The following is a 15,321-nucleotide window of genomic DNA, read 5'->3' on the forward strand; positions in this document are numbered from 1 at the left end:
TAACCTCATTATAAGGTTTATATAGATAACGCGATTTCCTTTTTAACGGAAATGCGATTTCCAACAAAACGGATTAGTGATTTCCATGCGCCGGACAGGTGATGGATTTCACCCCGGATTATTCAGTGATAGGAAATCAAAGATTTCAGATGCCGTTCTACATGAAGAATATACTTTAAAAATAAAGTCCGTAACTCTTCATCAAAATAATAAAATGCAACAATTTCTTCAAATGTAACACCATATAAGTATTTTCCAGAAGGTTTATGTTTGAACAGATTTTTGTATCCGCCAATCAAAGAATAGTAGCTGATATGCTCTAGCGTATGGATGGCAGTTGGAACATCTGAAATGGTTAATTGTTTTTCACTCTGTAATTTTTCAATTTGCTGATCGTATGTAAGAAATTTTTTCTCCATAATATATCACTCCTGTATAGTAAAAAAGGAGCCCACGCATGAGCTCCTCCGGCTACGGGCCCCTCAAGCATCCGTAGCACAACCACTAAAAATACTATACAGGATTGATTTCAGAAAGTCAATCTGTTTTTAGTGGTAGTATTAGTTTATTCATATAAGCGTTAAATATTCGGAAACAAATATTGAAGATAGTTGGAACAAATGATAGAATAAAGTTGGGACAATGAATGCGAGATAATATTGTGAAGAAATAAGAATTGCAGGTGACAGAGGTGAACGTAGAAGCATACGATGTGGATTCGTTGAGAAAGATGGTTAGGATACTTGAATATGAGAACAGATTATTAAAAGATAAATTGAAGAAAGCAAGTATTCCATATGATGAGGTAAATCCTTTCGAAGAAAAAATAGAAAATGCAGAAGAGTATGACCCGGATCAGGGGGAACGTATTGTGAATCCTTCGTTTATTTCAGAAGAGATGGCAATCCGTTTCTTTTCGATGTTTTGGGGAAGAGAAGATGTATATGCCAGACGAGGTAAGAACGGTGGTTATTTTCCCCAATGTGATAATCGTTGGAATGACAGACTTTGCCCTAAGCAACGTAAAGAGAAGGTATTTTGTGATGAGTGTGAAAATACCAAATGGACAAGGCTGGATGTTAAAAAAATAATTGCTCATTTGTTGGGATTTAAAGAGGATGGTTCAGATGTAATTGGTGTATATCCTCTATTGCCAAATGGTACATGCAGATTTATTGTATTTGATTTTGATAACCATGAAAAAGGAGCAGAAGCTACCGATTTTGCCAATACGGATAAAGAGTGGCATAAAGAAGTGGATGCTCTTAGAAAAATGTGTGAGCTTAATGGTATCAGACCTTTAGTTGAGAGATCCCGCTCCGGGAAAGGGGCACATGTATGGATTTTCTTTAAAAAGGCAATACCGGCGGCAACGGCAAGAAATTTCGGATTTCTCTTATTGGATAAAGGTTCAACTTCCATTAATCTGAAATCGTTTCATTATTATGACAGAATGTATCCTTCACAGGATGTGACAAGTAGTATAGGTAATTTGATTGCATTACCGTTACAGGGACAGGCACTTAAGAATGGAAATAGTGCTTTTGTAGATGAAAATTGGAATGCATATCCTGATCAATGGGATACTCTATTTAATAAAACGGATAAGTTGGGCGTAGAAGATATTAAACAATACATGACAAAATGGCAGGGAGAATTAGCAGAAGCCAGAGGAATGCTTGCTAATATTGATAAAAACTCCAGACCGAAACCATGGAAAAAGAAGTGCGAGTTTTCTAAAGCTGATGTTGTGGGCAAGCTGCATATGGTATTGGGTAATGGTGTTTATATTGATACTTTGAACCTTATGCCAAGAATACAAAATCAGATTCGTAGTCTGGCAGCATTTGATAATCCGGAATTTTATAAAAATAAAAGGTTTGGATATTCAAATTACTACAATTTTAGTGCTGTGTATTTAGGAAAGGATATAGACGGGTACATACAGATTCCGAGGGGACTGAGAGAAAAATTAATAGAAGAATGTGAAAAGGCAGGGATTTCTGTTGATGTTTCTGATCAGAGAGAAACAGGACATCCAATCCGAGTATCTTTTAAGGGAGATTTGCGAACGCAGCAGGAGCTGGCGGCAGAAAAATTACTGTCACATTCGGATGGTGTTTTGAGTGCGGCAACTGCATTTGGTAAGACGGTAGTATGTAGTTATCTTATTGCTGAGCGAAAAGTAAATACGCTTATCCTGTTACAAAGCAAAGACTTACTGAATCAGTGGGTCGATGAACTGAATAAGTTTTTGGAAATAAAAGAAGAACCACCGGAATATGAAACAAAAACAGGAAGAAAGAAAAAGAGAGACAGTGTGATAGGAATTTTGCACGGCAGTAAAAATACATTAACAGGTATCATAGATGTTGCAATGGTTGGTTCTATGTATAGCAGGGGAAAGTTTAATGAACGGATTAATTCTTATGGAATGGTAATCATGGATGAATGCCATCACGCAGCTTCCAATACATCCATGGAATTATTACAGAAAATTAATGCGAAGTATGTGTATGGTGTTTCAGCTACACCAAAACGTGGCGACAGCCTTGACAGGATCATTTATATGTTGCTGGGTCCACTGAGACACAGGTTTACTGCGTTGGAGAGGGCGCAAGAGCAGGGAATCGGACATTATTTTGTCCCGAGATATACAAGAGTAGTCGATAATGCAGAAAGCAAGGATGATATTAATAAAGCGTATAGTCTGATTAGTACCAGTCGGGTACGTAATGAAATGATTGTAAACGATGTGCTAACTTGTGTTGCAAGAAAACAAACTCCGGTAATTTTGACGAAATTTAAGGAACATGCAAAATTTTTATATGATGCTTTGAAAGGGGAAGCAGATCATGTATTTCTTCTATATGGTGATAACTCCGATAAGGAAAATGCAGAAATTCGAGTAAGGTTAAAGCAGGTTCCTGAAAATGAAACGCTTATTTTAGTTGCAACCGGTCAGAAGATAGGAGAAGGGTTTGACTTTCCAAGACTGGATGTATTAATGCTTGCAGCTCCTGTGTCTTTTGAAGGGCGTCTTGAACAGTATGTGGGAAGACTGAATAGAGATTATCCCGGAAAAGAAGCTGTTTATGTGTATGATTATATTGATTCTCATGTTCGCTTCTTTGATAAGATGTATGCAAAAAGATTAAGAACATACAAGAAGACAGGATTTTCAATATGGACGGGAGAGTTGCAGTCGAAACAGATGATAAATGCAATATTCGATTCCGGAAATTATACCGAAAAGTTTGAACAGGATATAGTGGAGGCAGAAAAAATGGTGGTAATTTCCAGCCCGGATATCAGACAGGACAAGATTGAACGATTCTTATTCCTGATGAAGGGAAGACAGGAAGCAGGCGTAGAGGTAACTATCATCACAACAGATCCGGAAGAGATTGTTTATGGAAGTTCGGATATATGCCATGAGTTAATCAGAACAATGCAGCTGGTAGGAATGAATGTAGTAACAAAAACAGAAGTAGAAGAACGGTTTGCTGTCATTGATGATGAATTAGTATGGCATGGGGGCATGAATCTTCTTGGAAAAGTAGATGTTTGGGATAATTTAATGCGTATCAGGAATCATCAGGTTGCAGCGGAATTGTTGGAAATTGCACTGGGATATTTATCAGAAAAATAAGGAGATACTTATGAAAAAAAAGACAAAATGCTATATCTATATCCGTGTATCCACCACCATGCAGGTGGATGGCTACAGTCTGGATGCACAGAGAGATAAACTGAGAAAATATGCCGAGTATCAGAACATGGAGATTGTAAAAGAATTTGCAGATGAAGGTAAATCCGGTAAAAGCGTAGAAGGCAGACCGGAATTTCAGCGGATGTTGGACAATATTGAAGATGGTACGGACGATGTACAGTTTGTGCTGGTATTTAAGCTTTCCCGTTTTGGGCGTAATGCTGCGGACGTTTTGAATTCATTGCAGAGGATGCAGGATTTTGGAGTGAATCTGATCTGTGTAGAGGATGGCATTGACAGTTCAAAAGACAGTGGAAAGCTGATGATCTCCGTTTTGTCAGCGGTGGCAGAAATTGAACGTGAAAATATTTTGGTGCAGACCATGGAAGGACGAAAGCAGAAAGCAAGGGAAGGAAAATGGAACGGTGGATTTGCTCCCTATGGTTACAAACTGGTAAACGGAGAACTTCAGATTGCAGAGGACGAAGCAGAGGTAATTCGATTGATCTTTGATAAATTTATCCATACCAATATGGGAATGAGTGCGATTGCGTCATGGCTGAACCAGCATGGATATAAAAAGAAAAAGAGACAGAATAATACACTGGACGCATTTGCAACTTCATTCATCAAAGGTGTTCTGGATAACCCGATTTATTGTGGGAAATTGGCATTTGGTCGCAGAAAGAATGAAAAAGTTCCCGGAACAAGAAATGAATATCGGATTGTGAAGCAGGAAGAGTATATGCTGAACGATGGCATCCATGAAGGTATCATTTCAGAAGAGGATTGGGAACTGGCACATCAGAAACGGCAGAAAACAGGAGTATCATACGAAAAGACCCATAGTCTGGACCATGAGCATATCTTATCCGGCATTTTGAGATGCCCTCTTTGTGGCAGTGGAATGTATGGGAATGTCAATCGAAAAAAAAGAAAAGACGGTACGGCATATAAAGATTATTTCTATTATGCCTGCAAGCATCGGAAGCTGGTGGACGGGCATAACTGCAGCTACCGCAAACAATGGAGTGAAGATAAGGTGAATGATGCGGTAAAGGAAGTAATCCGGAGGCTTGTGCAGAATCCAAAATTTGAGGAAGCAATTTTGAAGAAAATCGGTGCAAGAATTGACACAACGGAAGTGGAAAAGGAAATTGAAGAATTGGAGAAACAGCATCGGCAGCTGACTGGAGCAAAAAATCGACTTGGACAGCAGATGGACAGTCTGGATATTACAGATCGATTCTATGAGAAAAAATATCAGGATATGGAGACAAGATTGTACCGCCTGTATGATGAAATTGAGGGAGTGGAGAACAGTATCAGTGAGGTAAAGAACCGATTACTGAACATCAAACAGAAGAAAATTTCGGAAGATAACGTCTATCAATTCTTACTGTATTTTGATAAACTGTATGATAAGTTTACCGACTTGGAGAAAAAAGAGTTTTTAAGCAGTTTTGTAGAGCAGGTGGACATTTATGAGCAGGAGCAGCTGGATGGCAGATTCCTGAAGCACATTAAGTTCCGTTTCCCGGTGTATTTTAATGGTGCGGAAACAGAAGAACTTAGTTGGGACAATGAAAGTACCGTTGAGACTGTGTGTCTCTTGAGCAACCGAAAACCTGACTCATATGTGCACCTGAATCTGAAGATGGAAGACTACTATCGGATCAAGGATGCCCAGAAAGAGCAGGACAAGAAATAACCATCATAATATCATACGGAACCAACAGTAAGAGCTACTGATGCGAAAAAGCATTGGTGGCTCTTTTCTTTTTCTCTGGAGCAGGAAAGGCGGTGGTGCGTATGAGAGTGATCTAAGCATAACGGGTAAACAAAGAGCTAAAACGAAAAACTGAGTAAACCAAAGGAGGAAAAAATTATGTCGAAGAAAAGAAGTATTAAGGTCTATGGGCAGAGCGGATACAAGTACCGGGAGACACCGACAATCATTCTGAAGGGCATGTGGCTGAAGGAGGCTGGTTTTGACGTTGGAGATTATATTTCCGTCACCTGCGAGGATGGTAAGATAGTAATCGCCCAGGATGCCGAGAGGGCTGCTGTGAAGGCTGCAGAGGCTGAGTTCATGGATAGGGAGATGAAAGCCTTACAGAAGAGATACGAGGCGGAGAAGGTCAAAATTCGAGCTCAGATGGTGGCAGAGCAGGGAGCGAGGTGGTGAAGATGTTTACCACTGAAGAGCTTCAGGCAATCGACGCTAAATATTTCAGAATGATTGTCTTGGATCCGTATGATCTTACAATTCAGTCAAAATGCACCGGTCATTATTGGTATTTACACAGCACAGGCTATCCGAGTGACGGATCGTGCATCATCTTTCACAAACACCGTTATCAGCATCCGTACCATCAACATGGTCGGACACGGACACTGAGACAGGCGATCAAGTCTATCAAAGAGCATGATGTCTATCAGATCACTGTAAGAGGTCACAAGTAAAAAAGGGGAGCACACTACCGACGCTGGTACTGTGCTCCCTGTCTTTTTGTTAGAGGATGAGTTTAGATGATATCCTCCATAAATTTGAGTGTAAGCTCCTGAATCTTCTTTACCCAGTCGATCACTGTGGACTTCGGCACTCCGAGCTCCTTAGCAATCTCGCGGCGTGAGAGACCGTCCGAGAGAAGTTTGACTACCGGTGCATATTCCGGACGGATTGCTCCGACATAACCCATAAGCTCTTGAAGAAGTTCCAGGTAGCGTTCAGCACTGCCATAGCCTTCAGGTGCAACCGGCTCATATGCTTCTTCAATACAATCTTCATTTGTCCAGGTCAGATCGCTAAAGGTCAGAGTTCCATAGCCTTTCTTGTCAAGAGAGTGATAGAAAGGGCAGTCCTTACACTTGTTGCTTTCAGGGCAGCGGATGGCATGTCCCTTGCCGTCACTAATCTGGCAGCGCTTGTCACGATCTTCAGCCTTGAATTCCTTGGAGAAAGAGCTGAGATACGAATCGTACTGCTCCTTGGTTCCGGGAACGAGAATGACGGTACACATGCGGTTACCAATTCTCCACAGACGGATATCCTTCATAGAGTATCCGTAATCCAGTGCGGCTTCGATGGTGGTGACCATCGGAATTAATACTTGATCGTTGTCTTTGTTCGTCATGAGATTTCCTCCTGTTTGACGCGGAGGAAACCGCATGGCGATATTCTGTTGTCTTAATCAGTCGGCCATTCATACAGGTATTCCTCCTGTTTTGCTTGAATAGCCAGCTGTTCTGCTTAAGGCTGGTGTTTACTTGTTACTTCACACTGAAACCGGCAGAACCTCCTTCAGCGCTAAAGGTAGCGTTTTCAGTGTGAAGAGCCTTTATTCTGTCATGCTCAGGACTGTGACTTACAGGAACGTCTTCCTGCTTGACTTAGTTGTCGTTTGCTATCAGGTACAGTTCGCTGAAAACTGCTTCATAGTCGCTTGGATTAAGATCTTCTGCACAAGTGGCTTCGAATCTCTGGAATACGGATTTTGCTACACCTTCTCCGTATTCGTTTACGACCTGATTGGCTGCATCCTGAATGCTGATGAGCAAATTTTCGTTAGAACAGAACATGTACTTTACCTCCAAATTCTGTCCGCTCAATCTGCTGGGCCCAACGTTAGCAGACGATTTCAAATGAAAAGTCTATTTGAGTCGATTTATAACCAAAGACCGCCAAAAACATTGATTTATGGAACTGGATATGGTAAAATATATTTTGAGTTTTTATACCCTTTTGCATATCCTTTCCTCTTTTCATTTGATGGTTTAAGGATACCAAGCCAAAAAGGGACTTACAGCGGGGCAAAGCCTTGAAATAAAGGGACTTTTGGGACTTAAAAAGGGACTTTTCGGAGATGAGTGATGTGATTTTGATAAAGGAATACTCTGATGTGGTAAAGAGAAGCTTTGGAATATCTATGAACCAAGGAAGGTTCATGAGAGAGGTGTTTAAGGCTTCGGGGTACGATCGTTTTCCGAGCTCATCAGATGAGGATTATGCGAAGAAAATCTGCAACGGATCGAAGCCTATTACGGATGACATGATCGCTGGGTTTCCAAAGCCGTATTGGATTGAAGAACTCGCGGATTATTTTGTTAAGCACATAGATAAAAAGAAGGTACCTACACTTGCGAATACCTTTAAGATTGCTGACAAATCAATAGACATAGATTGCATCTGCAAAGCTTTGGCTGCTCAGTTTTTTTGGTTGGTTGAGGTCGGAGGTGCGGACCATACGGCGGATGATATTGTTGCATCGTCATATAGGAAACTTAGAGATGGAGCTGATATCAAGACTGTTATAGCAGCACCGTATCATTCGGGAGACCGAGCGTGGATAGTGAATGGGCAGAGATCCCGGCACTATGACAAGGGGTTTTACGAAAAGTTTGATCATGTGTGGCTGATAAGAAATGACGGAAAAGTACCTTGGAGGGATCGACGGCTTGTATGTCTGACGAAAGAGAGCCAGTCTATTAAGACAGATGTGTATGAGATAGATGTACCAGATACCGATCCTGGTGAAACGGCAGAAGTCATAATACAGGTTGACGCAAGAGGAAACGAGAACACTTTTACAAGTACGTGGAAAATGGAAGATTCATCGGGGAATGATTGTTTTCCGAGTGAGAAATGGTTGTTTGAATTTACAGTTACAGTAGCTAATAAGTCACGGGAGTCAACGGAGGCATAGTGATGAGTGACAACACAATTGAAAAATGGTCAACACTGAAAGAAGTTCAGGAGCATCTGGGCGTAGGGAGAGAAACCATCCTACAGTGGATTGCTAAAAAGAATATGCCTGCTTATAAGATGGGGAGGCTATGGAAATTCAAGTTGTCGGAAGTAGATGAATGGGTAAAATCCGGAGAGGCTGCCGATAATAATTCGAGTGTAGAAGATTAATGTGAAAGGCGGAGAATTGCAATGGCGGATCAGGTTTTAAGTCGAACTTTAAACCAAAAATTTGATACCGTTTTTGAAGAGGTCACCCATCAGGAGACACTGAATCTCTTGAATCGTAATGACCTTAAGTTGTTCTGCCTTGATATTGAAACAAATCAGTTTAATTACGATCCGCTTGTGGAATTCCTGGAAGATAATCTGGGGATGTATGTATTTTCGAGAGCTGAGCTGGATGAGCTGGTCGATGCCGGAAAAGACAGGACGGTCGCGCTTAAGGCAGTAAGAAAACTGATAAAGACTGGCAATCCAGGAGAAAAGGGAACCGGAAGTGAACTTGGAGAAATCCTTGACTATTGCTTCTTTGAACACGTTCTGGAAGCTCCAAAGATTTTGAGTAAGTATGAGCAGGTAACAGCCGGAGGTACCTACAAAGCACAAAGCGAAGGGGTACATCTTTTATCCGTTGGAAGTGCTGGGACCCCTGCGTATCAGCTGGTATATGGCGCATCCGGTATTATAGATGATATTCAGGATGCTATTGATAAGGCTTTTGAAGAAATTGCAGCAGTGTCTAATGGCCAGAGAAAAGAACGGCAGGTCGTAGACAGCACTGTGATGGGACGCTCTTTTGATGAAGATACTACTGCGAGGTTGAAAGAAATACTGCTCCCCAGCAAAACAAGAATACCAGTAGATAACGCCTATGGTATGTTTATCGGATACACCATAGGTCTGGATCCTAATCAATACACGAATGATCAGTACCGAAAAGCAGTTCAGGATAAGATGGTTCTCGATATACAAAATCATGTTCAGTATATCGTGGACAAAATTAACAGCTTAAACCTGAGCCGTAGCTCTTTCTATGTGTATGTGCTGCCATTAAATAAGGCATTGGAAGACAAGAAAGAGATTATGGACAGGCTGCTTGGAGGTGACGACTAATGCCGGATATTACAGAAGCGGATAAGCCGCTGCGGCTGGCAGATGCTATATACAAGGACATCCTAGATAACGACTATCTGAAAGAGCTGTACGATAAGATTTTGCGTTGCTATACGATCAGGAGGTTTGGCAAAGGGCAGGACATTCCCACAGAAACCGAAAAGATAGACACATTGAGATTCGCGGATATTCTTTCAAAATCGGTATTCTCAGATGATTCGGAGATCCATAAGTCTCTGGCACAGGAAATAGTGACCATACTGGATTTTCTTTTTCCTAATGATGAGGATGTGTCGTTTTATGCCGGATCTGTACTTACGAATACAGCGAATTTCCGAGGAAGAGATATTTTGTCTCCGGATTACAAGGGAAGTTCCTTGTTTGAAAGGCTATATTCGGAGTTGATGAAGGAATACCTTGAGGTGCCAGGGGATGAGGAAAAGCATTTCTTCAGATCGCAAAAACAGGTATACGATCATTTTAATGATCAGAGCTTCAGCTATTCGGGTCCGACATCAATGGGAAAATCATTTGTGATGCAGACATTTATCCGGAATCAGGTTATGGCTGACAAGGGATCAAATTTTGCGATACTAGTACCGACGAAAGCTCTGATCAATGAGGTTACGAGCGAGCTTACGAAAGCGCTGAAAGGCTTTTTTACAGAAAAAGATTATAGAATAGTCACTTCTGCCGGTGCAGTTGTGCTGAAGGATTATCATCACTTCATTTTCATCATGACACCGGAGAGAATGGCATATCTGCTGACGTTATACAGTAATATGCCACTGGACTATATTTTTATAGATGAGGCACATAAGATATCCTCTAAGGATTCGAGAAGTGCGTTCTACTATTCCGTAGTGGAAAAACTGAGCGCAAGGCAGACGAAGCCGAAGTTTATATTCGCTTCGCCGAATATACCGAATCCGGAAATATATCTTCAGCTGATCCCGGATAGTGTAGAAGTGGAAAAAAACAAGTTGTCCACCAATTACACGCCGGTGAGCCAGATGAAAATACTGGTGGATATTAACAGGGGTGAAGTCAAATACTACGACTCAATACGCAGGTGTCTGACGTATGCTGCGAAGCTGGACCCAAATGAGGGATTTTATGATCTGATCAGAAAGCTTGGTGAAGGATCTAAGAACCTGATTTATTGTCATTCCAAAGCAAGAGTGACAGAGTATGCCCAGAGACTGGCAGACATGATGCCACCATTAAATGATCCTGATCTCGATGCACTTTCCGATGAGATAAAGGATGTAGTGTATGACGATTATTATCTGGCAAAGACAATAAAGAAAGGTATTGCCTATCACATGGGATACCTTCCTGCAGCACTCAGGCTGAGAGTGGAAGAGCTTTTCCGGCAGGAAAAGAAGATCCACACCATCGTATGCACCAGTACGCTTTTGGAGGGCGTAAACCTTCCTGCGGACAATCTGTTCGTAACACACTACATGAACGGCAGAAATGAGCTGGATGAGGTTTCGTTTAAGAATCTGCTTGGACGTGTTGGAAGGATTCAATACAACCTGTACGGCAACGTATATCTGATGACATTGGAAAAAGATGCTGATTCACAGAAGTATGTTGAGATGCTTCAGAAGGCTGTGCCGGAACAGGAGTTGTCCGTCAGCAGAGCATTGACAAAGCATCAGAAAAAGAAAATCGTTGAGAGCTTGATTCAAGGGAATATGGAGCTTGATAAGACAAGCACTCAGAACCAGAATGAGTATTCCCTGATGAGGAAAATTGCTGTCATGTTACTCAGAAGTATTCTGAATAACAAGGACAGCAGAATCCGAAAAGAGTTCGGGGATTATCTTACAGAAGAAGCGGTCAGTAAGATCAAGACAGCTTTTGAAGGGAAGGAACAATCACTGGAGGACCTTAATGTTACGCTTGATCAGTCAGAACGACTTTATCTGGCAATTAAAGAGGGACTGCGATATCCAAAAGTAAATGCTTATGGATATGTTTCCAATGCCGAGCTGATGGGCTTCCTGGAAAAGCTGGGCGAAATCTTTAACTGGGAGAAATATGAACGTTCCTTGATTGGCAATAAGGATGATAACGGAGAACATCCTGTCCTGAAACGGCATGCTGTATCACTGTCTAAGTGGTTCAAAGGAATGAGTATTCAGGAAATGATTAAGGACTCTATAGAGTATAAAAAGACAAGTGGACAGAAGGTGTACATGCCGGATCATTCAAGGGAAGATTACAGGGATTGCCCTGAACACAATAATCAGATTGCGGCTGATGTGCTAAGTGAAATAAATGATGTGATCCTGTTCAGCTTCTCCAATTACTTTATGGCATTTTCATCAGCCTATAAAGATTTCATAGGTCAAGAGGCTTTTGGGAATGACTGGTATGAGTATGTTGAGTACGGCTCAGTAAATCCGCTGACGATTATGCTGCAGCGTAACGGCTTTTCCAGAGAGGCTGCTACATACATTACGGATAACAGGAACAAATATGTAAAGGATACACTGGACGGTCAAAGATTGAGAAGATCTTTACTGGACTGTGAAAAGACGACGGTACAGAGGGAGGCACAGATGATAGAAATCAGCATGCCAGAGTTGTATCTGAAGAGTCAGGAATGAGTCCGTTTTTTAGGACAGCATAAAGAATAGAATGACAATGAAGGAGTGTAAACTCCACAGAGACAAACAGTTGGAGGAAAGATAATGGACAACAAGAGCATAAAAAAATTGGAGGCAGACCTTTGGGAAGCTGCGGATCTATTACGTCAGGGATCCAAGCTGACTTCTCAGCAGTACTGTATGCCGGTACTGGGTTTGCTGTTCCTTAGATATGCATATAGCAGATTTAAGAAGGTGGAGGAAGAGATCCTGAAGGACAGACCAGTCAGGAATGGTCGCGTGATGCCAGTAGAAGCTTCTGACTTCGCGGAGAAGAGCGCACTGTATCTTCCGAAGGAAGCGCAGTATTCATACCTTGTGAATCTGCCGGAGGATATTAAGGCAGCAAATATCGTTGCTGAAAACGGGCAGCAGATGAATAGTCTGGGCGAGGTCGTGAACCATGCGATGGAGCTGGTTGAGGCCCAGTCTGAACAGCTGGCCGGCGTTCTTCCGAAAGAATATACCAATTTTGCTGATGATCTGTTGGCAGAGTTGCTGCGTATCTTTAACAATAATGCTCTTGATGATGTGGGGGGCGATGTAATTGGACGTATCTATGAATATTTCCTCAGTAAGTTTGCTCCGGCAGTAGCGTCTGATGACGGTGTGTTCTTCACACCGAAATCGCTGGTAAAAATGATTGTCAATATTTTGGAACCGACTTCCGGCGTGCTGGCAGATATAGCCTGCGGCAGCGGCGGTATGTTCGTGCAGTCAGGTGATTTCGTCAATAGTAAGGGAATGTCTGCCAATAAGGCTATGACATTCTATGGGCAGGAGAAGGTAGAGTACAATGCACAGCTCTGCCTTATGAATATGGCGGTTCATGGGCTGACCGGTGTGATCAAATCCGGAAACGAAGCGAATACTTTTTATAATGATGCCCATAATCTTGTGGGATGCTGCGATTACGTGATGGCGAATCCACCCTTCAATGTGGACAAGGTAAAAGCAGAGGCGGCCCAGAATGCGGGAAGATTACCGTTCGGTTTACCGGGCGTGAACAAGGCGAATGAGATCGGCAACGCAAACTATCTGTGGATCTCTTATTTCTATGCCTATCTTAACGAGACTGGAAGAGCCGGTTTTGTCATGGCTTCTTCAGCAACAGACAGCCAGGGAAAGGACAAGGATATTAGAGAACAGCTGGTCAAAACCGGCCATGTGGATGTCATGATCAGCGTTGGTAATAATTTCTTCTATACAAAGAGCTTGCCTTGCAGTCTGTGGTTCTTCGACAAGGGAAAGGCAGAAGCGCTTAAAGACAAGGTTCTGTTTATCGATGCCAGGAATTATTTCACAGTCGTAGATCGAACCCTTAATGAATGGAGCGACTGGCAGCTGAAAAACATGAATGCCATTGTGTGGCTATATCGTGGAGAAATTGACAAGTACCAGCAGCTTATTGAGGAATACCATTCTGTTCTGGGAGAAGGTGATTTTGAGGAGATCCTTCATGCTCAGGAGGATCATATTAAAGAACTGAGAAGTGAGGCTAAGGCTGCTGCGGACTCTGCTGCCAAGAAGGACAAGAAAAGGATCCAGGCTGAGTTTGATGAGAAGATTGCCGAACAGGAAGAACAGCTCACGATAGCCAAAGAGGCCGTATGGCTTTACAGCAAATTCGGTGATGGAGAGTATCAGGATGTTCCCGGTCTTTGTAAGATCGCATATACAACAGAAGAAAATAAACCAGAAGAAGACGGCACAATTTCTATAGAAGAGAAAGGCTGGTCATTGACTCCTGGTGCATATGTTGGTGTTGCTCCGATTGAAGATGACGGTGTTGATTTCCATGAGCGTATGGGTGAGATTCATAATGAGTTACTGAAGCTTCAGGATGAGAGCAATCGACTGATGGATACCATCTCACAGAACATGAAGGAGATGGGAATATGAAGAATTGGGAAAGTGTAAAGCTTGGAGACCTTTATGAGGTCCATAACGGACTGTCAAAAGGCGGTAAGTTTTTTGGCAGCGGATATCCATTTCTTACGTTTTCAACTGTGTTCAATAACTATTTTCTGCCGGAAGAATTAACTGATTTCGTGCAATCCACAGAAAAAGAGCGTGAGAGCTATTCCATCCTGCGTGGAGACGTATTCGTTACAAGGACAAGTGAAACATCCGATGAATTAGGAATGAGTTGTGTTGCGCTAAAGGATTATCCAAACGCCACTTATAACGGTTTCACAAAAAGGATGAGACCGATCACTGACAGAGTACTTCCGGAGTATATTGGATACTATATGCGGATGCCAAGCTTCAGGGGTGAGTTCCAAGCCTTCTCAACAATGACAACACGAGCGAGCCTGAAGAATGAAGATCTTCTGAGTCTCGAAGTGAAGCTTCCAGAGATTGGTGAGCAAAAGAAAATTGCGGGAACTCTATCAGCGTATGATGCATTGATTTTGAACAATCAAAAGCAGATCAGATTACTGGAGGAAGCGGCACAGAGACTTTATAAGGAATGGTTTGTTAACCTTCGTTTTCCAGGATACGAGAATGCGGAGATCGTTGATGGTGTGCCAGTTGGGTGGAAGAAAGAGAAACTAATTGATATAGCGGACGTTCAGTATGGATACGCATTTGATGGCTCTCTTTTCAATACACAAAAAAATGGCATGCCAATCATTAGGATCCGCAACATTCCATCCGGAATAACTAGCGATTTCACGACGGAAGAAGCTGATGCTCAGTATATTATTCATAATGGGGATATCGTTGTAGGCATGGATGGAGAGTTTCATATAAACTCCTGGTGTGGTGATGATTCATATCTTGTTCAGCGAACCTGTTGTATGAAACCACGGAACAACGGAATGAAGGGATGGTTTCTTACGGCAATATATGAACCCATAAAATATTTTGAGAAGACAGTAGTAGGGGCAACAGTGGCTCATTTGGGTAAGAAGCATATAGATACAATTACACTTTTGACTGGAACCAGTGAATTATATGTTCCGTTTCAAAGAATGTTTGAAAAACGTCAGTTATTACTCAATCAGAATAGACTATTATGCGAGGCCCGAGACCGTATACTTCCAAAGCTTATGTCGGGAGAAATAAAACTGTGAGGTCAG

At 42.0% G+C, this 15,321-nt stretch carries 12 protein-coding genes; 9 read left to right on the plus strand and 3 right to left on the minus strand.

Features of this window, described 5'->3' with window-relative positions; all coding sequences use genetic code 11:
- Positions 1 to 122: 122 nt before the first annotated feature.
- Entirely contained in the window at positions 123 to 419 is a 297-nt protein-coding gene (locus ACTNC6_RS10730) for an Abi family protein (protein ID WP_441044064.1), read from the minus strand.
- Between the two features lie 272 nt (positions 420 to 691).
- Between ACTNC6_RS10730 and ACTNC6_RS10735 the strand changes: the two genes are divergently transcribed.
- From ACTNC6_RS10735 to ACTNC6_RS10745, 3 genes are all read left to right on the plus strand, one after another.
- On the plus strand, positions 692 to 3,652 hold the full coding sequence (locus ACTNC6_RS10735; protein WP_441044065.1) for a TOTE conflict system archaeo-eukaryotic primase domain-containing protein: 2,961 nt from the start codon (positions 692 to 694) through the stop codon (positions 3,650 to 3,652).
- Between the two features lie 10 nt (positions 3,653 to 3,662).
- Complete coding sequence (locus ACTNC6_RS10740) at positions 3,663 to 5,423, plus strand: recombinase family protein (RefSeq protein WP_441044066.1); 1,761 nt, start codon at positions 3,663 to 3,665, stop codon at positions 5,421 to 5,423.
- A gap of 177 nt (positions 5,424 to 5,600) precedes the next feature.
- A complete protein-coding gene (locus ACTNC6_RS10745; RefSeq protein WP_441044067.1) occupies positions 5,601 to 5,900 on the plus strand; it encodes a SymE family type I addiction module toxin in 300 nt (99 codons plus the stop codon).
- Between the two features lie 340 nt (positions 5,901 to 6,240).
- Here ACTNC6_RS10745 and ACTNC6_RS10750 read toward each other — a convergent pair whose 3' ends face one another.
- Positions 6,241 to 6,849 (minus strand): helix-turn-helix domain-containing protein, encoded by a 609-nt coding sequence (locus tag ACTNC6_RS10750; protein ID WP_441044068.1) that lies wholly within the window; start codon positions 6,847 to 6,849, stop codon positions 6,241 to 6,243.
- Positions 6,850 to 7,105: 256 nt separating this feature from the next.
- Positions 7,106 to 7,294 carry a hypothetical protein gene (locus tag ACTNC6_RS10755; protein ID WP_441044069.1) on the minus strand — a complete coding sequence of 63 codons (189 nt, stop codon included), beginning with the start codon at positions 7,292 to 7,294 and terminating at the stop codon, positions 7,106 to 7,108.
- Between the two features lie 284 nt (positions 7,295 to 7,578).
- On the opposite strand from ACTNC6_RS10755, the gene ACTNC6_RS10760 reads away from it, so the two are divergent.
- The 6 genes from ACTNC6_RS10760 (at position 7,579) to ACTNC6_RS10785 (ending at position 15,315) form a co-directional block, all read left to right on the plus strand.
- Complete coding sequence (locus tag ACTNC6_RS10760; protein ID WP_441044070.1) at positions 7,579 to 8,418, plus strand: NBR1-Ig-like domain-containing protein; 840 nt, start codon at positions 7,579 to 7,581, stop codon at positions 8,416 to 8,418.
- Between the two features lie 2 nt (positions 8,419 to 8,420).
- Positions 8,421 to 8,630 (plus strand): helix-turn-helix domain-containing protein, encoded by a 210-nt coding sequence (locus ACTNC6_RS10765; RefSeq protein ID WP_441044071.1) that lies wholly within the window; start codon positions 8,421 to 8,423, stop codon positions 8,628 to 8,630.
- A gap of 21 nt (positions 8,631 to 8,651) precedes the next feature.
- Complete coding sequence (locus ACTNC6_RS10770; RefSeq protein WP_441044072.1) at positions 8,652 to 9,575, plus strand: HamA C-terminal domain-containing protein; 924 nt, start codon at positions 8,652 to 8,654, stop codon at positions 9,573 to 9,575.
- Entirely contained in the window at positions 9,575 to 12,196 is a 2,622-nt protein-coding gene (locus tag ACTNC6_RS10775) for a DEAD/DEAH box helicase (protein ID WP_441044073.1), read from the plus strand. The genes ACTNC6_RS10770 and ACTNC6_RS10775 overlap by 1 nt, the downstream gene beginning before the upstream one ends.
- A gap of 84 nt (positions 12,197 to 12,280) precedes the next feature.
- The gene (locus tag ACTNC6_RS10780; protein WP_441044074.1) at positions 12,281 to 14,137 is read left to right on the plus strand and encodes an N-6 DNA methylase; all 1,857 of its coding nucleotides are present in this window, start codon (positions 12,281 to 12,283) and stop codon (positions 14,135 to 14,137) included.
- Positions 14,134 to 15,315: a restriction endonuclease subunit S gene (locus ACTNC6_RS10785; RefSeq protein WP_441044075.1), complete on the plus strand. Its 1,182-nt coding sequence runs from the start codon at positions 14,134 to 14,136 to the stop codon at positions 15,313 to 15,315. The genes ACTNC6_RS10780 and ACTNC6_RS10785 overlap by 4 nt, the downstream gene beginning before the upstream one ends.
- Positions 15,316 to 15,321 lie beyond the last annotated feature (6 nt).

Origin of the sequence: Blautia sp. HCP3S3_C4 (assembly GCF_052064095.1) — a bacterium.
In the GTDB taxonomy this organism is placed as follows: Bacteria; Bacillota; Clostridia; order Lachnospirales; family Lachnospiraceae; genus Blautia_A.

Bases quoted from the DNA above. Each gene is read 5' to 3' on its own strand.
- ACTNC6_RS10775 (WP_441044073.1), top strand. From the start codon at position 9,575: ATGCCGGATATTACAGAAGCGGATAAGCCGCTGCGGCTGGCAGATGCT.
- ACTNC6_RS10730 (WP_441044064.1), bottom strand. From the start codon at position 419: ATGGAGAAAAAATTTCTTACATACGATCAGCAAATTGAAAAATTACAG.
- ACTNC6_RS10750 (WP_441044068.1), bottom strand. From the start codon at position 6,849: ATGACGAACAAAGACAACGATCAAGTATTAATTCCGATGGTCACCACC.
- ACTNC6_RS10785 (WP_441044075.1), top strand. From the start codon at position 14,134: ATGAAGAATTGGGAAAGTGTAAAGCTTGGAGACCTTTATGAGGTCCAT.
- ACTNC6_RS10760 (WP_441044070.1), top strand. From the start codon at position 7,579: ATGAGTGATGTGATTTTGATAAAGGAATACTCTGATGTGGTAAAGAGA.
- ACTNC6_RS10755 (WP_441044069.1), bottom strand. From the start codon at position 7,294: ATGTTCTGTTCTAACGAAAATTTGCTCATCAGCATTCAGGATGCAGCC.
- ACTNC6_RS10780 (WP_441044074.1), top strand. From the start codon at position 12,281: ATGGACAACAAGAGCATAAAAAAATTGGAGGCAGACCTTTGGGAAGCT.
- ACTNC6_RS10770 (WP_441044072.1), top strand. From the start codon at position 8,652: ATGGCGGATCAGGTTTTAAGTCGAACTTTAAACCAAAAATTTGATACC.
- ACTNC6_RS10740 (WP_441044066.1), top strand. From the start codon at position 3,663: ATGAAAAAAAAGACAAAATGCTATATCTATATCCGTGTATCCACCACC.
- ACTNC6_RS10745 (WP_441044067.1), top strand. From the start codon at position 5,601: ATGTCGAAGAAAAGAAGTATTAAGGTCTATGGGCAGAGCGGATACAAG.
- ACTNC6_RS10765 (WP_441044071.1), top strand. From the start codon at position 8,421: ATGAGTGACAACACAATTGAAAAATGGTCAACACTGAAAGAAGTTCAG.